An 18,563-nucleotide genomic window follows, 5' to 3' on the forward strand; every position below is an offset into this window, starting at 1 on the left:
TCGAAACGGATTCCGTCCCACCGATTTCATCACGTTCGTCCCGTTTTATCCGCGCTCCACGGCGTCGAAGACGGGAGCTTAAACCCTCTCCTCCCGTAGCATCGGCAAATGGGAAACTCCGCACTTCGACAGCTGGCATCCCTCGAAGAGATCAGCTTCGACGACATCGAGGGGTCGCTCGTTGCCATCGACGCGCACAACTGGCTCTATCGGTACCTCACGACGACGGTCAAATGGACCCGCGACGAGGTGTACACCACCGAGGACGGCACCGAAGTCGCCAACTTGGTCGGCGTCGTCCAAGGCCTTCCGAAGTTCTTCGAACACGATTTGACGCCGGTGTTCGTTTTCGACGGACACGTCACCGACCTCAAGAGCGACGAAATCGAGGACCGGCGCGAACAGCGAGAGAAGTTAGAGGAGCGATTGGAGGAGGCGCGCGAGGAGGGCGACGCCGTCGAAGTCGCACGTCTCGACGCACACACCCAGCGACTCACGCCGGTCATTCAGGAGACGACGCGGGAACTCCTCGACCTGCTCGACGTCCCGGTCATCGAGGCACCGGCGGAGGGTGAGGCGCAGGCGGCACACATGGCTCGGACGGGGGCCGTCGATTACGCCGGAACGGAGGATTACGACGCGCTCCTACTGGGCGCACCGCTCACGCTCCGGCAACTGACCAGCAAGGGCGACCCCGAACTGATGGACTTCGAGGCGACGCTCGAAGGACACGACGTCACGTGGGAGCAGTTGGTCGACATCGCCATCCTCTGTGGCACCGACTTCAACGAGGGCGTCTCGGGCGTCGGCCCGAAGACAGCGCTCAAAGGCGTCAAGGAACATGGGGACCTCTTCGGCGTCCTCGAAGAGCGGGACGCGTACATCGAGAACGTGGACGTCATCCGCGGCATGTTCCTCGACCCCGACGTGACCGACGAGTACGAGTTCGACCCGGAGATGGACCCGGACATCGACGCGGCGCGCGAGTACGTCACCGAGGAGTGGAAGGTCCACGAGGAGGAGGTAGAACGCGGATTCGAACGAATCGAGGAGAGCATCACCCAGACCGGCCTCGACCAGTGGACGTAGGGCCAGTACGTTCAGGGAGTTCGAGAGGGTACGGTCGATGATGGCCGACAGGACGCTCGAACCGAACGAGATAGCGGAAGGAATGGTAGTCACGTTCGACTGGTCTCCGGAAAAATTGGGAAGCGGTGGGACCGTCGAAGGGGAGATAACGCGCGTGTGGCGACCGGAAGACGACGTTCAGGAGTTCACGGTCGAGGAAGACGACGAAACGGTGTGGAACGTCTACACGGAATACCGCCGGCCGCCGGTCGAACGCATCGACCTATCGGGCGACGGCGACACGGAACCGGACGCCGAGACGGTCGGACGACTGGACGAAATCGTCCGCGCCTGAGTCGAACTCCGGTCGCCCTCGAACCCCTCGTCTTTTGGTCGCGCACGGGAAACGGGTTCCCATGAACGCGAACGAAGTCGCCGAACTCATCGAATCCGGACTGGACGACGCCGACGTGACTGTGAGCCATCCGCGCGGCGTTCACGACGAGGACCACCTCGCCGCGACCGTCGTCTCGCCCGCGTTCGACGGCAAGACGCTGGTCGAACAACACCAGATGGTGTACGACACGCTCGGCGATCACATGACGACGGACATCCACGCGCTCGAACTGAAGACCTACACGCCGGAAGAGTACGACGAGCGGTAGGTCACTCGTTCACGAATCGGTTCGAACTCACCGATTCGGAATCGTCGCCTCTTGGTCCAGACGCCGGTTACGAAGCGCCGCTCCCGTGTCGGTATCGAACAGATGTATCGCCTCCTCGGGAATCCGGGCGACGACTTCCTGTCCTTCCTCGATGGTCCGCATCCCGCTGAGCGTGGCGACGAAGGTTTCACGCTCCTCCATCGTCTTCGACTCGTCGCCGCCCGCGAACCGAAGGTACACGTTGTTCTCGTTGCCCATCGGTTCGACGACGTCCACGACGGTTTCGAACTCGTGTTCGCCACCGCCGGTGGCGACGAGTTCCACGTCTTCGGGGCGGACGCCGAGCGTCACGCGCTCCGCGTCGCCGAGTTGGTCCGCCGTCTCCGGCGACAGTGAATAGTCGAACCACTCGCCGAGAAGCGAGTCGCCGTCCCGCTGCATCTCGAAGAAGTTCATCGACGGTTCGCCGATGAACCCCGCGACGAATCGGTTTGCCGGTTGGTGGTATGCCTCTATCGGCGTGGCGACCTGCTGGAGTTTTCCGTCGTCGAGGATGGCGATTTTGTCGCCCATCGTCATCGCCTCCGTCTGGTCGTGGGTGACGTACACCGTTGTCACGCCGAGGTCCTCCTGCAACCGCTGGAGTTCGGTGCGCATCTGCGACCGAAGCTTCGCGTCGAGGTTCGACAGCGGTTCGTCCATCAGGAATACCTCCGGGTCGCGGACGATGGCCCGGCCGAGCGCGACGCGCTGTTGTTGCCCGCCGGAGAGTTCGCCGGGTTTGCGCTCGAGGAGGTCAGACATTCCGAGCATCTCGGCCGTCTCCTCGACTATCGAGTTCATCTCCCCCTTGTCCATGCTGGTGGACTCCTCCAAACCGAAGCGCATGTTCTCGCGCACGGTCATGTGGGGGTAGAGTGCGTAGGACTGAAACACCATGGCGATGTCCCGTTCGCCCGGTTTCTTGTCGTTGAGGGATTCCTCTCCGAGCCGAATCTCGCCGCTGGTTATCGACTCCAATCCGGCGATGGTTCGAAGCGTCGTCGATTTCCCGCAGCCGGATGGCCCGACGAGGACCAGAAATTCGCCGTCGTCTATACTCACCGTGAAATCGGAAACCGCGACGATCTCGCCGCCGCCACCCTCACGGAACACCTTGGTTACGCCGTCCATTTCGAGTTGCGTCATTGTGTTGTCACCCTGTTGTGTGAATCGTCGTTTGTCGGTCGAACGTTCGAAACTCCCGGTCGTGGGGCGCTCATGTCGCAACCCCCTCGGCGAACTGGTCGCCGAACATGACGTACACCAGCAACGTCGGGAAGGCGGCGATGAACGCGCCCGCCATTCGGATGCCGAACCCGACGTTCGAGAGGCTTGCACCGAGTTGTGCCAACGGAATCGTCACCGGCGCACCCGGTCCGGGACCCATCACGACCAGCGCGAACAGGAGGTCGTTCCAGACCTGCGTGAACTGGTAGATGAGTGTCACCGCGAACATGGGGCCGGACAGTGGCAGGATGATACGACGGTAGATGCCAAAAGCGCTCGCGCCGTCGAGTTCCGCCGCCTCCAACATTTCCGTCGGGATGTCCTTGTAGTAGGTCCTGAACAGGAGTACCGTGATGGGAATCCCGTACGCGACGTGCGAGATTATCAGTTCGAGCAACTGCCCGTACGTCCCGAACAGCTGGTGAATCGGGAAGTAGACCGCCCAGAACTTCGAAAGCGGAATCAACACCGCCTGATACGGGATGAAAATCCCGGCGATGAACAGCGCGAGAATCAGCGTCTTACGCCGCCACGACAGGTTCGTCAACCCGTATGCCGCGACGCTGCCGATGAACGCCGATATCACCGTCGCGGGAATCGCCAGAATGAAGCTGTTGATGAGCCCCGAGACGAGTTGGGAGAACGCGCCCTGCCAGTGGACGAGCGTGAATCCCGACGGCCCCGGCGGGAAGTACGGAAGCGACCCGAGCGGACTCGATTTGAGCGACGTCACGAGTCCGGTTTCTATCGGGATGAGATAGAGCACCACCAGCGCGAGAATCGACGCGTAGAGGAGGAGACGGGAGTATCCCATGCTCGATAGGTTGCTGACGTCGAACACCGAACTATCGCTTGAATCGGTTGCCATCTTAGAGTTCACCTCGTTTGTACTGGAACGTGAGATATGGTGCGATGACGACGAGGGCGAGCAGGAACAGCATGATACCGATGGACGCCGCGTATGCGGTGTTGTTCGGCGAGCCGAACGCCTGCCGTACCATCATCGTTGCCAGAATGTCCGACCCCTTCGGCGGATAGTACGACCCCGTCAGCGAGTAGAGGAAGTCGAACGCTTTCAGCGCGAACACCATCAGCACGACGGACGCGCTGATGGTCGCACCCTTCAGTTGCGGGACGATGACTCGTCGATAGAGTCGGTACGTCGAAGCGCCATCGACTCGCGCGGCTTCGAAGTGGTCGTTCGGAATCGCGCGCAATCCGGCGAGATAGACGACCATCGCGTAGCCGCTGAACTGCCAGATGAGCGCCAAAATCACCGACCCGAGAACGATGCTCGGGTCGCTGATCCAGTGTGGCGGGTTCTTCACGCCCAATCCGCGTATGATGACGTTGATGGGGCCGTCGGTGTAGTTGTACATCCACAGCCAGAACTGCGCGGTGACGACGAACGACAGACTCATCGGGAGGAGATAGATGGTTCGGAACGTGTTCTCGAACCGTATCTTCTGGTCGATGAGTAACGCGAGCACGAGTCCGACGAGGAGGCAAACGACGGTGAACACGATGAGCAGGACGAACGTGTTCCGCGCCGCCATGATGAACGTCGAGTCGCCGAACGCCCGCGTGTACATCTCGAAGTCGAGGTTCGTGTAGCTCGGCGGGACAAAGCTGTTGTAGTCCGTCAACGAGACGAGGAAGTTCCAGCCGATGGCTCCGTATACGAAAAATCCCATCACCAGAAACGGCGGGAGCCAGAACGGGAGCGATCGGAGGAAATCCGGCCCCATATCGAACCGACTGGACGAACCTCCGGTCGTGGTGGTCCCACCGTCCGTCCGAACGTCGTCGCTCGTTCCGGTGAGTGTTTGGTACGTATCTCTTATCCTTTCTATCATAATAACAACATCAATGGGGAAGGTCGGTTTTCAGTTCGACGAGGACGAAACCGCGTCCTTCCACTTCTGTGCGACTTGTTCGGCCGCCTTGTCACTGTACGACGAGAAGTTCTGTGAGACGGCGGTCTCCAGTTTCGCCTGTGTCTCCGGCTTGACCGCGAGTCCGTGTGCGATGGATGGCGGTTGTGCCTCCGAATTTTTGAAGTCGTTGAACTGGTCCGTTTGGAACTGCGGGAACTCCTTCATCGACACGTCGGTTCGTGGCGGAATCGACCCTTTCTTGGTGTTGAACCGGATCTGTGCGTCCTTCGTTCCGGCGTACCGCAGCCACTTCTTCGCGGCGTCAGGGGCGGGCGTGTTCTTCGGGTACACCCACGAGTCCATGTTCAGGGAGTAGTACTTCTCGGTTCCTGGGAAGGCGATGTAGTCCCAGTCCTTCTTGTACTCGAAGCCGTCGTCGGCGGCGTACATGCCGGCCACCCAATCACCTTGCTGGATGAACGCCGCATTCCCGTTCATCACCTTCTTGTTGCCCTCCTTGAAACCGATGGTGCCCGCGTCGTCCGTGAAGTGCTTGCTGTAAGCGGCGAGGGTCTTGAACGCCTTCGCGATGGGTTCCGTGCCGATGGAGCCGTCCATGAACTTCTGGTAGCCGTCCCAGCCCTGCTGGCCGAGGAAAACCGCTCCCCAGAGTTGAAGGGTCGTCCACGGACTCTTGGTCGATTGGGCCATCCCGGTGGCGTTCGTGTTCTTCTCGACTTTCGCCATCGCGTCGGTCAGGTCCTTCGGACTGGAGATGCTGCTCGGGTCCACGTTCGCCTGCTTGAGGACCTTCTTGTTGTAGAAGACGTTGTTCATCCGGTGGATGTTCGTCGGAACGCAGATGAACGTGCCATCCGGCTTTCCGGCCTGTTTAGGTCCCTCCGCATAGGCCTTCTTCATGTTGTTCTTGCTCCACACGGAGTCGCCGATGTCGCCGAGAATCTTGCCTCCCTCGGACTGGAACTGGAGCAGGTTCTTGCCCGGCCAGTCGGCCCAACTTCCCGGTGGGTTCTGGTTCTTCAGCCGCTTGTTGAGGACCGAGTTGAGCGTCGTGTTCCCGCCGCCGCCGATGCCTCGGAGTTTCGAATCCACGTCCGGGTACTCCTCTTTGAACCCGTCGTACATGTTTTGGATAGCGTCGCCTCCGTCTCCGGGACTCCAACCGTGCATCAGCACCAGTTGGCTACTGCCGCCACCCATGAAGCTCGAGCAGCCCGAAAGGCTGGCCAGACCGGCCGCACCGGTCACTCCGGCCGCTTTCATATAACTACGCCGCGACAGATTATTTGATTCTGAACCTTTCATACTTAACTATCATCCACGCCTACAATTACCATTTGTCACGGGGTACTTAACCATTTTTCTATTACTTCTTTACCGAGTGAATATTCCAGAGTGTGAGTGTCTACATTAATCTCGCTTCGATGAAACGAGGCGAAATCAGCCCCGTTTCGATGGGTTTTACGCCCGCCCACATCCACCCTCCACACGCATGAGCGACGAGGATTATCGAGTCGAGGAGGACAGCCTCGGGGAGATGCAAGTACCGGCCGACGCCTACTGGGGCGCACAGACCCAGCGCGCGGTCGAGAACTTCCCCATCTCGGGGATCACGTTCGGGCGGCGGTTCATCCGCGCGCTCGGAATCGTGAAGAAGGCCGCCGCGCAGGCGAACGAGGAACTCGGGATGATAGAGGAGGACGAGGCAGCGGCCATCGTCGAGGCGGCGGACGAGGTCATCGCGGGCGAACACGACGACCAGTTCCCGGTGGACATCTTCCAAACGGGGTCCGGCACCTCCTCGAACATGAACGCGAACGAGGTCATCGCCAACCGTGCCGCCGAGATTTACGGGGCAGAAATCGGGGACCGCGTCATCCACCCGAACGACCACGTCAACTTCGGGCAGTCGAGCAACGACGTGATTCCGACCGCGATGCACGTCTCGGCGCTCGAAGCAGTCGAGAAGGACGTACTCCCCGCGCTCGACACCCTCCGCGAAGCGCTCGCGGAGAAAGAAGAGGAGTACGACGGCGTGGTGAAGACGGGTCGCACGCACCTACAGGACGCGACCCCCGTCCGCGTCGGGCAGGAGTTCGGCGGCTACCGCTCCCAAGTCGAGAAGGGTCTCGCGCGCGTCGATTACGTCCGAGAACACCTGAGCGAACTCGCGCTGGGCGGCACGGCAGTCGGAACGGGACTGAACACCCATCCCGACTTCCCCGCGCTCGCCGCCGACTACATCAGCGATGAGACGGGCATCGAGTTCCGCGAGGCGGACAATCACTTCGAGGCGCAGGCCGCCCACGACGCGATGGCGGAAGCACACGGCGCGCTCCGCACCATCGCGGGGTCGCTCAACAAGATTGCGAACGACCTTCGCCTGTTAGCGTCGGGGCCGCGTAACGGACTCGGAGAAATCGACCAACCCGAAAACCAGCCCGGCAGTTCCATCATGCCCGGCAAAATCAATCCCGTCGTCGCCGAAGCCGTCAATCAGGTCCACAAGCAGGTCGTCGGCAACGACACCACCGTGGAGTACGGCGCGGCCGAAGGTCAAATCGATCTCAACCTGTACAAACCCGTCCTCGCGCACAACTTCCTCGAATCGGCGGAACTCATCTCGAACGTCAGCGAGACGTTCGCGAACAAGTTCGTGCGGAAACTCGACGTGGACGCGGAACACTGCGAGGAGCAGGTCGAACAGAGCATGGCGCTCGCCACGGCGCTCAACCCGCACATCGGCTACGACAAGGCGTCGAAAGCGGCGAAGGAAGCGCTCAAGGAGGGCAAAACCGTTCGACAGGTCGTCATCGAGAAGGGCTATCTCGACGAGGAAGAAGCGAACGAAATCATCGACCCCGAAGCGATGACGCACCGCGGTATCCTCGGACAAGACGAGTAAGCCTTCGACCGTTTTTATTCCGACGTAAACGACGATTCCGAGGACGGTTACGTGGCGTGGCCGACGGCACCGACGACGTCCGAACGACGCGAGTGCAGTCGCTCGGTGTGGACTCACGCGACGAATCCTCGGTCCGAAAAACGTCGAACCGCGTTAGAACAGACTGGTGAAAAAGGACACGACGCCTTCGATGAGGGAGATGAACCCGCTCCAGAGCTTTCCGAAGAAGCCTTGGCTCCCGCTGGAAGGTGGAGTCGTCGTCGTCGTTTCCTTCATCGAGGTGGTCGTTTGCCCCTTCCCTTCGGTCGTCTGCTGGGTGGTCTGTGTCGTCGTCTCCGGTTGGCACCCTTTCGAGGTGATGGTGACGGCCTTGTTCATGTTCAGTTTCGTCCGCGTCGGGTTGTTCACGTCACCCGACAACACCTCCCATTTCTCGATCTTGCCGTCGTACACGCCACCTTCACCCGACAACACCGCTTGTTCGTTGAACTGCGGGTTGATATTGATCTTGAAATCCTTTCCTAGACCGCGATAGACGGCACCGTCGGCGCGTCCCTCCTGCCACGTCCAACTGACGTTCGCGCTAGCGGTTTCCTTGCCGTTCCAGTTGCGGTGTTTCGAGTAGTCGAACGTGTCCCGGTTCGTGGAGGCGTCGTACGAGTCGTCCTTGATGACGAACTTCCCATTGACGGGGAGGCTGGTCATCCGGAACGTCACCGCGCCACCCGCACCAGCGTCGATCTTGTCGTGAATCATCACGAGACTCAGCCCCTGCGGTCCCTGATAGAGGAAGAGGATGCTGGTGTCCTTTCGCTGGAGGTTTTGGGTCCCGAAGGAGGCGTACTTGTACGACGACGGGTCCGTCTCGGGCGTTCGGTAGTCGTAGAACTCCTCGACAGGGAGTCCCGACATCGAGAGCGGTTCGATGGGGATGCACTTGCCGTCCTGTTCGATAGAGAACTGGGCGTTGCTCCCGGATTGTGCATCTGCCGACGAGACGCCTCCGAGTATGGCGGTCGAGGCGACGGTCGCCTGAACGAATCGGCGACGGTTGATAGTGGGCGAGTTCTCGGTCATGCTGTCCACGAAAGGTACGATTTCCCGGCACCTTTGTTCCACGCCGACTGACTGAAATCAGCGCCAACCGAACGAAACGGTAGGACGACCATACTTCCCCAGTAAGGGTGTTATTCGGACACAGTAGGGTAGTCATTCTCTGACGAGGGGCGAACCCAGTCGGGGCGTGCGTTCGTCCGGCAAGTCGGCCGATACCCCACGCCTACTTTTATACCACGTCCTCCCCGTCGTGTACGTATGGAGACACTCAACCCCCGAGTTCGCGTCGTCTGGTTCGTGAGCGTCCTCGTCGTCGCGGCACTCGTCGGCGGCACACTCGCCGGGGTTCGTCGGTTTCTCGTCGAGTTCGCGCTCGCCTTCGTCGTCGTCGGCATCCTCGTCGCCGTACTCCTCGGTATCGTGTACGTCGCGTTCAGATTCCGAGCGTGGCGGTTCGAAATCCGGGACGACGACCTCTACCTCGAACGCGGCGTCTTCACCCGTGTCACGACTGTCGTCCCCTTCGTTCGGGTGCAGCACGTCGATACTCAACGCGGCCCCATCGAGCGACTCCTCGGCCTCGGAAGCGTCGTCGTCTACACCGCGGGGTCACGCGGGGCGGACGTGACGATTCCCGGACTCACGCCGGAACGGGCGAGCGAACTACAGGGTCGTCTTCGGAACCTCGCGGTCGAAAGCGAGTACGAGGACGCGGTATGAAGTTACACCCGCTCTCGCTCCCGTATCGAATGGTGGTTCGCGGGGGACGCGTCGTTTCCACCGTCCTGTTCGCCGGGTTCGCGGCCGTCGGCGCGATAGAGTGGTTGACGCTCGAAGTCTTCGCGGTCCTTCTCCTCGTCGTTCTGCTCGCCGTGATAGGATGGGAGTTCGCCTACCACCGACGGTTCGAGTACGAACTCACCGATTCGTCGCTCGACATCGAGTCGGGGGTCGTCTCGCGGCGACGGCGGGAGATTCCGCTCCGGCGGATTCAGAACGTGGACATCCACCGGAATCTCGTCCAACGCGTCGCCGGTATCGCCTCCCTCGGACTGGAGACGGCGGGCGGCGGCGAAACCGAAGCGAATCTCGAATACGTCGCCTACGAGGAGGCGCGACGACTCCAACGGGAGATTCAACGCCGAAAGAACGGTGGGTCGGCATCGACGGAAACGGAAGACGAGTCCGAAACGCTCGACGAAGAGGTGTTGTACGAGATCGGTTCGGAGGAACTGCTGTTGCTTTCGGCCGTTTCGGTCGAACCGCGTGCCATCGGGTTGGTGTTCCTCGTCGTCCCGTTCGTCATGGGCACGACGGACCTCGCCAGCGCGACGTTCCTCATCGGGCTTACGCGCGTCGTGTTCTCCGCCCTCGTCCTCTGGGTGAGCAGCGGGATGATAACCTTCGCGCGCCACTACGGATTTCGGCTGACGCGCGTCGGCGACGAACTGCGGTACGAACGCGGTCTGCTCCAGCGCTACGACGGGAGCATCCCCCTCGACAAGATACAGACGCTCACGGTCCGGGAGAACCCCGCCATGCGATTCGCGGGCTACGCCTCGCTCTCCGTCGAGACGGCGGGCTATGCCCCCGGACAGGGTCCTTCGGGCGGGTCTGAGGCGGCGGTTCCCCTCGCGGTTCGAAGCCGCGTCCGCTCGCTCGCCCACTCGCTCGAACCGTTCGACGACCCGACGTTCGAGCGTCCGCCCCGGCGAGCGCGACGCCGCTACGTCATCCGCTACGCTCTCGTGGTCGTCGTTCTCACGGGCGTCGCCTACGGCGTGGACCGGTTCACGGGATTCGTCGATTTCTGGTACGCGCCGCTCGCGCTCTTGCTCCTCGCGCCCGTGGCGGGACAGTATCGGTGGAAACACCGCGGCTATCACGTCGGCGACGACCACGTCACGACGCGAAACGGGTTTTGGCGACGGACGACACGCATCGTCCCTTACTACCGAGTCCAGACGGTCATCCACCGCGAAACGCTCTTCCAACGTCGGTGGTCGTTGGCGACGGTCATCGTCGATACCGCGAGCTCTACTGGCCTTCGAAGTACGGACGGCCACGCCGCGGACGTGGACGGGAAGGACGCGGACGAACTCCGGGAACTGGTGGCCCGTCGGCTCGGCAGGCAGGTCAAACGCAGACGGAGCGAGCGGCGTCGAGGAACCGAACGAGGACGAGCAGAATCGACGGCGGACGGCATGGAATCGCGTTCCGAAAACGACTGAAGACGGTTCGCTATCGGTCGATGTCTCCCCCCGAGTCGGTCAAGTCTTCGACGATGAAGACGATACGTTCCACGTCACCGTCCGCGGCGTTGACGGGTGCTCCGTTGACCGAGAGACGACGCCACTCACCCGTCGGTGTTCGGTACCGCATTCGAACACCTCGAACGGTCGTTTCGTCCTCGAAGACGGCCGTCAGCGGGTGTCCGTTCTCTCCAAGAGGAGTGCCGTTCTCGTCCGTCACCGTCCATTCTCGGGAATCGTAGCTTCGTCCCGTGATTTCTTCCTCCGAAAGTCCCAACATATCGACCATCCGCTCGTTGACCCGTTCGATGTTCCCGCCGGTGTCGAGGATGAGGACGCCGACGGGACTCGTTTCAAACACGCGTTCGAGCAGTTCGTGCTCGCGACGGTGTTCTTCCCGAAGCCGGTTTTCGTCGGTGACGTCGCGGAAGTACACCGACAGGCCTTCGGTCGAGGGGTAGGCGTGTACTTCGAACAGCGTTTCGAGCGGGTCGAAGTAGGCTTCGAACGTCGTCGGCTCCTGTTTCTCCATCGCTTCCCGATACTCCGATTCGAACGTCGAGTTGACCGATTCGGGGAACTCCTCCCAGACGACGTTTCCGAGGAGGTCCGCTTCCGGGCGGTCGAGGAGTTCCTCGCCCCGAGCGTTGACGAACGTGAACCGCCAGTCGGTGTCTAGCGCGAAAAACGCGTCCGTCACTCGGTCGTAAACGGCGCTCATGTGTTGCCGATACGCTTCCGTCTCCCGCTCGGCGCGATAGCGGTCGACGACGTTCTCGATGCGGTTAGCCAGTACGGCGTACCTGTCGGGTCCGCCTTTCTGGAGGTATTCGGTCACGCCCGCGGAGATGGCTTCGCTCGCTATCTCCTCGCTTCCCTTTCCGGTGAAGAGGATGAACGGCAACTCCGGCGAGCGGTCCCGGACCGCTTCGAGGAATTCGAGTCCGTCCATCGAACCCATGTCGAAGTCGCTGACGATACAATCGACCGTGATGTCATCGAGACGCTCGATGGCATCCGTGGGTGCCGTCTCGGTATGGATGACGATATCGGGAATGTGTTCGGACAACAACGGGTCCGACAGGCGCAACCGTGCCGGGTCGTCATCGACGTGGAGGATACGGATCGGTGTGTCCTCTCCGGAATTCCTCGACGCGAGGAAATCGTTCATACAGTCGATACTGTCATTATCATTTTTATATCTATGGACCAGCGAACCGTGTTGGATTACACGTTCGCAAAACCCGTCGGTGAAACCGAACGACGGACCCCTCTGCCGGAGGGGCAAACTCGCCCGAACTGGTCGGTTTTTTACCCCTCCACCTCCCATGTCCGACCAATGAGTGAGTACGACTACGAGGACCTCGGTCTCGTGGCGGGGCTGGAGATACACCAGCAACTCGACACCGAGGAGAAGTTGTTCTGTGGCTGTCCGACCGAACTGCGCGACCCCGAGGAGTCGTCCCGAACGTTCACCCGCTATCTCCATCCGACGCGAAGCGAACTCGGCGAAATCGACGACGCGGCGCTCGAAGAGAGCCAAATCGACCGCGAGTTCGAGTATCTCGCCTACGACACCACCTGTCTCGTGGAGGCCGACGACGAACCGCCGCACCGACTCGACACGGGGGCCAAACAGGTCGTCCTCGAAATCGCACAACTCCTCGACATGACCGTCGTGGACCAAGCCAACGTCATGCGGAAAATCGTCGTGGACGGGTCGAACACGTCGGGTTTCCAGCGTTCCACGCTCGTTGCAACCAGCGGGGAAATCCAAACTAGCGACGGTCCGGTCGGCGTCGAGGACCTGATGCTCGAAGAGGAGAGCGCCCAACGTGTCGAGGAGCGCGAGGACGGCGTCACCTTCAGCCTCGACCGTCTCGGCATCCCGTTGGTCGAAATCGGCACCAGCCCGGACATCAGTTCGCCGGAACAGGCCCGCGAGGCCGCCGAACGCATCGGGATGCTCCTCCGTTCGACCGGCCACGTCAAACGCGGTCTCGGTACCATCCGACAGGACGTGAACGTCTCCATCGCGGACGGCGCACGCGTGGAGATGAAGGGCGTTCAGAGCTTGGACGACATCGACGACCTCGTTCGGTTCGAGGTCGGTCGGCAGGTCGAACTCCTCGACATCCGCGACGAACTCCAGTCGCGCGACGCGGACGTCGGCGAGGTACAGGACGTGACGGACGTGTTCGAGGGAACCGAGAGCGGCGTCATCGAGGGCGCGCTCGACAGCGGTGGGAAAGTCACCGCCGTCCCGCTGTTCGGCTTCGACGGCCTCGTCGGCCGGGAGATTCAACCCGATCGTCGCCTCGGCACGGAACTCTCCGACCACGCCAAGCGCCACGGCGCGGGCGGCATCTTTCACACCGACGAACTGCCCGCATACGGCGTCACCGAGGAGGAAGTCGATACGCTCCGGGACGCGGTCGAGGCGGGCGACGAGGACGCGGTCGCCATCGTCGCCGCTGATCCCGAAGTCGCGGACGGGGCCATCGAGGCCGCCGCGAAACGTGCGGCGGTCGCAATCGAGGAGGTCCCCGAGGAGACCCGCGGTGCGAACGAGGACGGTACCTCCGGCTACCTCCGTCCGCTCCCGGGTGCGGCGCGGATGTATCCCGAAACCGACGTGCCGCCGGTCGATTTGGACCCGACGGAGGTCGAAACGCCCGAACTGCTGACTGAGAAGGTCGAACGCTACCAGTCCGAGTTCTCGCTCGGCGCGGGACTCGCCGAACAGGTCGCCTACGGCCGCCGGATGCCGTTGTTCGAGCGCGCCGTCGAAACCGGTGCCGACCCGACGTTCGTCGCCGGATTGGTCGAGAGCACGGTGACGGAACTCCGCCGCGACGACGTGCCGGTCGGAAATATCGACGACGAACACTTCCTCGGTGTCATCGCGCTCGTCACCGACGGGGAGTTGGCGAAGGAGGGAGTCAACGACGTGATGACCCTGCTCGCCGAGAATCCCGACCTGTCCGCCGAGGAGGCCGTCGAAGAGGCGGGACTGTCCGGTGTGGACGACGAGGAGGTCCGCGAAGCGGTGGTCGAAGTCGTCGAACGGAACGACGAACAGGTCGAGGAGGAGGGCATGGGTGCCTTCTCCGGCCTGATGGGCGAGTGCATGGGAAGCCTTCGCGGGAAGGCCGACGGTGACCTCGTGAGTCAGCTTCTACGCGAGGAAATCCAAAAGCGCGCCTGAAAAAAGAAATCGGGTGGCTACTCCTCTTCTTCTCCGCCGCCCGTCCCGGCCACGTAGCCGGTGACGTTGCCGACGTTCATCGCCACCGCCAGCGCGACGGCGATGACGAAGACGATGAACGTCGAGATGGCGTTCATCTTCGGCGCGGTTCCGTACTTTATCATCGAGTACATCGACACGGTTATCACGTTCATCGTTCCGCCGACGAAGTGCGCCCGGATGAAGTCCTCGAACGACCGAATCCACGCGAACAGGAATCCGGCACCGATGGCGGGTGCGACGATGGGGAGCGTCACGTCCCAGAACGTCGTGAGCGGGTCGGCCCCCAAATCGCGGGCCGCGTCCTCCAGCGACCTGTCGAAGGTGTAGAGGCGGGCCGACACCATCAGCAGGACGAACGGGAAGCCGTAGATGCTGTGGGTGAGGATGAGCGTGACGGGTCCCATGGTCATCCCGAGGACCGTCTGGAAGTAGATGATGAGCGCGATGCCCAACACCACGCCCGGAATGACCATCGGGAGGATGCCGAACGTCCGGTACAGTTCCTTGAACGGGAAGTCGTAGCGGGCGAGCGCGAAACTCGCCAATACGCCGAGAACCGTCGCGATGAGCGCCGAGAACGTCGCCACTTGGACGCTGTTCAACAGCGCGGTCATCAGCGACCCGTCGGCGAACGTCGCCGAGTAGTGGGCGAACGTGAATCCCTGAAACGGGAAGAACGTGCTGGAGTTGACCGCGAACGAGAGGAACATCATGGCGACCAGCGGTATCCAGAGGAACACCAACAACACCCCCACGATGACGTACAGGCCGCGGCGGAGCAGTTGCTGTCTCTGCTCGTGTCCGAACGTCGGCGACTCGCTCGGTTCGTCCGCTCGCTCCGTCGTGGTTCCGGTTTCGGTCGCCATCTCAGACACCTCCCAACTCTTCGATGCTGACGTAACGGAACGCGAGCGCGAAGGCGATAACGATGGAGACGACGATGAACATCGACGCCGCACTTCCGTAGTCGATGGCGTACTGTCCCGTGATTCGTCCCTCGATGAGCTGTCCGACCATCAACACCTTCCCCTGTCCGAGGAACCGCGGCGTGATGAACGCGCCGAGTGCGGGAACGAACACGAACAATCCGCCGCTGATGATTCCCGGCAGGGTCATCGGCAGGATGACGTCACGAAGGGTTCCCGTCCGGGACGCTCCCAAATCGCGCGCCGCCTCGACGAGCGAGAAGTCCAACCCCTCCATGCTCGCGTACAGCGAGAGGAGCATGTAGGGGAAATAGGCGTGTGTAAGCCCGACGATGATGGCCGGAACGCCGTAACTGAACAGGCCCACCGGGCCGTTCACGATACCGATTTTCATCAACGTTCGGTTGATGACGCCGCTGGGGCCGAACATGAGGTACCACGAGTAGGCCCGCACGAGGTACATCGTGAAGAACGGCAACAGCACGAGGAAGATGACCACTTTGAACGTCCGGCCGCCGCGCCGGGCGAGGAAGTACGCGAGCGGGAACGCCATCGCCAAACAGAGGATAGTGGTGACGCCCGCAATCGCGTACGAGAGCAGGAGCGAGTGGAAGAACGGCGTCTCCCAGAACGGACCGGGACCGGCGAACAGCCCCGAGTAGTTGGTCATCGTCGGTTTCCAGACGATTTCGTAGGCGTCGTTGACGCTCATGAAGCTGATGACGACCATGAACGTCAGCGGTGCCATCAGCAGGAGCAACAGCCAGAGGAGGCTGGGAGTGAGCGTGAAGCCGAGCGTGGCCCCACGCGATGCGAACGCACCCACGATGGCTCGCCGAGTCGACCCTGAGGTATCGGAAGACATCGTGAATCAGGCCGTTTTCACTTGGTCCCACGCGTTCTGCCAGGCGTCCTCGTTCTCGACTGCCTTGAACGGGATGAAGTCCTGCAGGCGCGACGGTTTGATGGACCCGTACATGTCGTTTTGCTCCTTCGAGAGGTGTTTCTGGGTCTTCGGGTTACAACTGGGCGAATAGCCCGCCTTGGCGAGGTCCGCGCCGAGTTTCGGCGCGATGAACTCGTTTACCACCTTCCACGCGAGGTCCTTGTTCTCGGACTTCTTCGAGACGACGGCGGACTCGAACCACGCGAGCGAACCCTCCTTCGGCGTCGCCATCTTCGGCCAGTCGGTGCCGTTCGCCCACATCTCGACGATTTCGTTGCGGCCGGACTGCCCGACGAGGAAGTTGCCCTGTTTGAACGACTTGATGTACGTCGGGTCGGCGGCGATGTATCCCTGAAGGTTCGGCTTCTGCTTGATGAGCGTCTCCTTCACCTTCTTGATCTGTTTCTCCGAGAGCGAGACTTTGTCGCCCTCGAAGGCCTTCTCGTACCCGAGATACAACGCCGTCGCGCTCATCGCTTTGAAGTGGTTGTCGTACATGATGACCTTCCCCTTCAGGTTGGTTCCCTTGTACTTGTCGCTGAACAGTATCTCGTAGCTCTGCTCGTGGTTCTCCGGAATCTTGCGCGAATCGTAGGAGTAGCCGTACCAGCCGAACCGGATGGGGACGCCGTACTGCTTGCCGTCCTTCGTGAACTGGTTCTTGCTGAACTGTTTGAACGTGTCGTAGATGTCGCTCTGGTTCGTCACGATGTCGTCGGGCACCGGCTCCACGAGACCCGCGTCCATCATCTTCGGAACGTAGTTGTTGTTCGGAATGGCGATGTCGAACTGCTTGTCCTTGCCGGATTTCCACCCGGTGAACATGTTCGAGGAGGACGTGGACTTGGTGAATTTGACGGTCACGTCCAGTCGCTTCTCTATCTGCTTTTTCAGGTCGGCGTATTCCTCCCACGTGAGGATGTTGATGGTCTTGCTCCCGCCGCCGCTGCCGCCGCCACCGCCGCTGAACAGACATCCCGAAAACCCCGTCATTCCGACCGCACCGGCGGTTCCGGCGGCCTTCAGAAACGTTCTGCGACTGTCTCCCGTGCGATATTTACTCATGTCTCCGCTACCCATGTCTTTGTCATCCATACACATGAGAAAGTCACGAAGCCATATGATATTAAATCTTTGGCGGAATACCGTTACTCCGTCGGCACTAATTAATACTACTCCTGAAAATACCTAAATTTCTCCAGTACATTTATACTAAGTGCTGAGAGTACGTATCTCATGGTAGACGATAGCGATGTTCTCATCGATTTACACGGGGTCAGAAAGGAGTACGACGAGGTGACGGCGGTCGATAGCGTCGACTTTTCCATCCGGCGCGGGGAGTTCTTTTCGCTCGTCGGCCCGTCGGGATGTGGCAAGACGACGACGCTCCGCATGATTAGCGGGTTCGAGACGCCGACGAAGGGAACCGTCTCGCTCAACGGCGAGAACATGGCCGGCGTCCCGCCGAACGCGCGCGACACCAACCTGGTCTTCCAGCACCTCTCGCTGTTTCCCCACATGACCGTCGGGGAGAACGTGGCGTACGGCTTGAAGAAGTCGGGCGTCGATTCGTCGACGCGGGAACGGAAAGTGAGCGAGTACCTCGAATTAGTGGATTTGGGTGGCTACGAGGAGCGCCGTCCGGACGAACTGTCCGGCGGGCAGCAACAGCGCGTCGCCCTCGCCCGCGCGCTGGTCAACGAACCCAGCGTCCTCCTGTTCGACGAACCCCTGTCGAGTCTCGACCGAAAGCTTCGCAAGCAGATGCAGGTCGAACTCAGGAAGATTCACGAGAAGACCCAAGGCTCGTTTTTCTACGTCACTCACGACCAGGAAGTCGCCATGACCCTCTCCGACCGGATGGCCGTGATGAACGACGGCCACATCGAACAGGTCGGCAAACCCGAGGACATCTATCGCAATCCGGCGAGTCCCTTCGTCGCCGACTTCATCGGCGACACCAACCTCTTCAACGGACAGGCGCGAACGGAAAACGGCGCGACGACGGTCGATATCGACCGGACCTTCTCGTTCGTGGCCGACGGAGAGGTCCGCGATGGGTCCGTCACTGTCTCCATTCGCCCCGAGGAGTTCGTCCTCGCGAACGGGAGCGGGTCCGTCGAGGGTGAAATAGTCGAACGCTACTTCCAGGGCGACCAGACGAACTACATCGTCGAACCCGACTCGGACTCCCTGTCGGACGTTCGCGTCGTGATGCAGGGCCGCGAATCGCCGGTGTCTCGCGGTGAACGAGTGTCCTTCGACGTTCGGGACGGCGCGCCGGTCGTCTTCGAAGCCTAACCGCGGTCGTTTCTCCATCCTTTTCGT

At 61.3% G+C, this 18,563-nt stretch carries 17 protein-coding genes; 8 read left to right on the forward strand and 9 right to left on the reverse strand.

The window, feature by feature from the left end:
• The first annotated feature begins 108 nt into the window (after positions 1-108).
• The 3 genes from fen (at position 109) to AC1XDK_RS06635 (ending at position 1,733) form a co-directional block, all read left to right on the forward strand.
• A complete protein-coding gene (gene fen / locus AC1XDK_RS06625) occupies positions 109-1,089 on the forward strand; it encodes a flap endonuclease-1 (RefSeq protein WP_483349025.1) in 981 nt (326 codons plus the stop codon).
• Between the two features lie 37 nt (positions 1,090-1,126).
• Complete coding sequence (locus AC1XDK_RS06630; protein WP_483349026.1) at positions 1,127-1,423, forward strand: hypothetical protein; 297 nt, start codon at positions 1,127-1,129, stop codon at positions 1,421-1,423.
• A gap of 61 nt (positions 1,424-1,484) precedes the next feature.
• Positions 1,485-1,733, forward strand: a complete 249-nt coding sequence (locus AC1XDK_RS06635) for a BolA family protein (protein ID WP_483349027.1) — start codon at positions 1,485-1,487, stop codon at positions 1,731-1,733.
• Between the two features lie 27 nt (positions 1,734-1,760).
• Here the strand turns inward: AC1XDK_RS06635 and AC1XDK_RS06640 are convergent, their stop codons facing one another.
• The 4 genes from AC1XDK_RS06640 to AC1XDK_RS06655 all read right to left on the reverse strand — a co-directional run bounded on the left by AC1XDK_RS06640 (position 1,761) and on the right by AC1XDK_RS06655 (position 6,163).
• A complete protein-coding gene (locus AC1XDK_RS06640; RefSeq protein WP_483349028.1) occupies positions 1,761-2,921 on the reverse strand; it encodes an ABC transporter ATP-binding protein in 1,161 nt (386 codons plus the stop codon).
• 70 nt (positions 2,922-2,991) lie between these two features.
• The gene (locus tag AC1XDK_RS06645; protein WP_483349029.1) at positions 2,992-3,870 is read right to left on the reverse strand and encodes a carbohydrate ABC transporter permease; all 879 of its coding nucleotides are present in this window, start codon (positions 3,868-3,870) and stop codon (positions 2,992-2,994) included.
• 1 nt (position 3,871) lies between these two features.
• Entirely contained in the window at positions 3,872-4,858 is a 987-nt protein-coding gene (locus AC1XDK_RS06650; protein WP_483349030.1) for a carbohydrate ABC transporter permease, read from the reverse strand.
• A gap of 30 nt (positions 4,859-4,888) precedes the next feature.
• Positions 4,889-6,163 (reverse strand): ABC transporter substrate-binding protein, encoded by a 1,275-nt coding sequence (locus AC1XDK_RS06655; RefSeq protein WP_483349031.1) that lies wholly within the window; start codon positions 6,161-6,163, stop codon positions 4,889-4,891.
• A gap of 229 nt (positions 6,164-6,392) precedes the next feature.
• Between AC1XDK_RS06655 and AC1XDK_RS06660 the strand changes: the two genes are divergently transcribed.
• Entirely contained in the window at positions 6,393-7,805 is a 1,413-nt protein-coding gene (locus tag AC1XDK_RS06660) for a class II fumarate hydratase (protein WP_483349032.1), read from the forward strand.
• Between the two features lie 153 nt (positions 7,806-7,958).
• Here AC1XDK_RS06660 and AC1XDK_RS06665 read toward each other — a convergent pair whose 3' ends face one another.
• The gene (locus tag AC1XDK_RS06665; protein ID WP_483349034.1) at positions 7,959-8,882 is read right to left on the reverse strand and encodes a hypothetical protein; all 924 of its coding nucleotides are present in this window, start codon (positions 8,880-8,882) and stop codon (positions 7,959-7,961) included.
• A gap of 237 nt (positions 8,883-9,119) precedes the next feature.
• Here AC1XDK_RS06665 and AC1XDK_RS06670 point away from each other — a divergent pair, with 237 nt between their 5' ends.
• Together AC1XDK_RS06670 and AC1XDK_RS06675 are read left to right on the forward strand one after the other, a co-directional pair.
• Positions 9,120-9,581, forward strand: a complete 462-nt coding sequence (locus AC1XDK_RS06670; RefSeq protein ID WP_483349035.1) for a PH domain-containing protein — start codon at positions 9,120-9,122, stop codon at positions 9,579-9,581.
• Positions 9,578-11,092 carry a PH domain-containing protein gene (locus AC1XDK_RS06675; protein ID WP_483349036.1) on the forward strand — a complete coding sequence of 505 codons (1,515 nt, stop codon included), beginning with the start codon at positions 9,578-9,580 and terminating at the stop codon, positions 11,090-11,092. The genes AC1XDK_RS06670 and AC1XDK_RS06675 overlap by 4 nt, the downstream gene beginning before the upstream one ends.
• A 10-nt stretch (positions 11,093-11,102) precedes the next feature.
• Here the strand turns inward: AC1XDK_RS06675 and AC1XDK_RS06680 are convergent, their stop codons facing one another.
• Entirely contained in the window at positions 11,103-12,284 is a 1,182-nt protein-coding gene (locus AC1XDK_RS06680; protein WP_483349037.1) for a PAS domain-containing protein, read from the reverse strand.
• 168 nt (positions 12,285-12,452) lie between these two features.
• Between AC1XDK_RS06680 and gatE the strand changes: the two genes are divergently transcribed.
• A complete protein-coding gene (gatE, locus tag AC1XDK_RS06685) occupies positions 12,453-14,321 on the forward strand; it encodes a Glu-tRNA(Gln) amidotransferase subunit GatE (protein WP_483349038.1) in 1,869 nt (622 codons plus the stop codon).
• Between the two features lie 17 nt (positions 14,322-14,338).
• Here gatE and AC1XDK_RS06690 read toward each other — a convergent pair whose 3' ends face one another.
• The 3 genes from AC1XDK_RS06690 to AC1XDK_RS06700 are packed head-to-tail and all read right to left on the reverse strand — an operon-like array spanning position 14,339 to position 17,330.
• On the reverse strand, positions 14,339-15,229 hold the full coding sequence (locus AC1XDK_RS06690) for an ABC transporter permease (RefSeq protein WP_483349039.1): 891 nt from the start codon (positions 15,227-15,229) through the stop codon (positions 14,339-14,341).
• Between the two features lies 1 nt (position 15,230).
• Positions 15,231-16,154: an ABC transporter permease gene (locus AC1XDK_RS06695; protein ID WP_483349040.1), complete on the reverse strand. Its 924-nt coding sequence runs from the start codon at positions 16,152-16,154 to the stop codon at positions 15,231-15,233.
• Between the two features lie 6 nt (positions 16,155-16,160).
• Entirely contained in the window at positions 16,161-17,330 is a 1,170-nt protein-coding gene (locus AC1XDK_RS06700) for an ABC transporter substrate-binding protein (RefSeq protein ID WP_483349041.1), read from the reverse strand.
• Between the two features lie 141 nt (positions 17,331-17,471).
• On the opposite strand from AC1XDK_RS06700, the gene AC1XDK_RS06705 reads away from it, so the two are divergent.
• Positions 17,472-18,536, forward strand: coding sequence for an ABC transporter ATP-binding protein (locus AC1XDK_RS06705; protein ID WP_483349043.1), 1,065 nt, complete (start codon positions 17,472-17,474; stop codon positions 18,534-18,536).
• The last annotated feature ends 27 nt before the right edge of the window (positions 18,537-18,563 follow it).

Source organism: Haladaptatus sp. HS23 (assembly GCF_056892285.1).

Excerpts from the sequence above, each read along its gene's own strand:
- AC1XDK_RS06695 (WP_483349040.1), bottom strand. The coding sequence starts at position 16,154 with ATGTCTTCCGATACCTCAGGGTCGACTCGGCGAGCCATCGTGGGTGCG.
- AC1XDK_RS06700 (WP_483349041.1), bottom strand. The coding sequence starts at position 17,330 with ATGGATGACAAAGACATGGGTAGCGGAGACATGAGTAAATATCGCACG.
- AC1XDK_RS06705 (WP_483349043.1), top strand. The coding sequence starts at position 17,472 with ATGGTAGACGATAGCGATGTTCTCATCGATTTACACGGGGTCAGAAAG.
- fen (WP_483349025.1), top strand. The coding sequence starts at position 109 with ATGGGAAACTCCGCACTTCGACAGCTGGCATCCCTCGAAGAGATCAGC.
- AC1XDK_RS06650 (WP_483349030.1), bottom strand. The coding sequence starts at position 4,858 with ATGATAGAAAGGATAAGAGATACGTACCAAACACTCACCGGAACGAGC.
- AC1XDK_RS06655 (WP_483349031.1), bottom strand. The coding sequence starts at position 6,163 with ATGAAAGCGGCCGGAGTGACCGGTGCGGCCGGTCTGGCCAGCCTTTCG.
- AC1XDK_RS06665 (WP_483349034.1), bottom strand. The coding sequence starts at position 8,882 with ATGACCGAGAACTCGCCCACTATCAACCGTCGCCGATTCGTTCAGGCG.
- AC1XDK_RS06660 (WP_483349032.1), top strand. The coding sequence starts at position 6,393 with ATGAGCGACGAGGATTATCGAGTCGAGGAGGACAGCCTCGGGGAGATG.
- AC1XDK_RS06690 (WP_483349039.1), bottom strand. The coding sequence starts at position 15,229 with ATGGCGACCGAAACCGGAACCACGACGGAGCGAGCGGACGAACCGAGC.
- AC1XDK_RS06670 (WP_483349035.1), top strand. The coding sequence starts at position 9,120 with ATGGAGACACTCAACCCCCGAGTTCGCGTCGTCTGGTTCGTGAGCGTC.
- AC1XDK_RS06680 (WP_483349037.1), bottom strand. The coding sequence starts at position 12,284 with ATGAACGATTTCCTCGCGTCGAGGAATTCCGGAGAGGACACACCGATC.
- AC1XDK_RS06645 (WP_483349029.1), bottom strand. The coding sequence starts at position 3,870 with ATGGCAACCGATTCAAGCGATAGTTCGGTGTTCGACGTCAGCAACCTA.
- AC1XDK_RS06630 (WP_483349026.1), top strand. The coding sequence starts at position 1,127 with ATGATGGCCGACAGGACGCTCGAACCGAACGAGATAGCGGAAGGAATG.
- AC1XDK_RS06640 (WP_483349028.1), bottom strand. The coding sequence starts at position 2,921 with ATGACGCAACTCGAAATGGACGGCGTAACCAAGGTGTTCCGTGAGGGT.
- AC1XDK_RS06635 (WP_483349027.1), top strand. The coding sequence starts at position 1,485 with ATGAACGCGAACGAAGTCGCCGAACTCATCGAATCCGGACTGGACGAC.
- AC1XDK_RS06675 (WP_483349036.1), top strand. The coding sequence starts at position 9,578 with ATGAAGTTACACCCGCTCTCGCTCCCGTATCGAATGGTGGTTCGCGGG.
- gatE (WP_483349038.1), top strand. The coding sequence starts at position 12,453 with ATGAGTGAGTACGACTACGAGGACCTCGGTCTCGTGGCGGGGCTGGAG.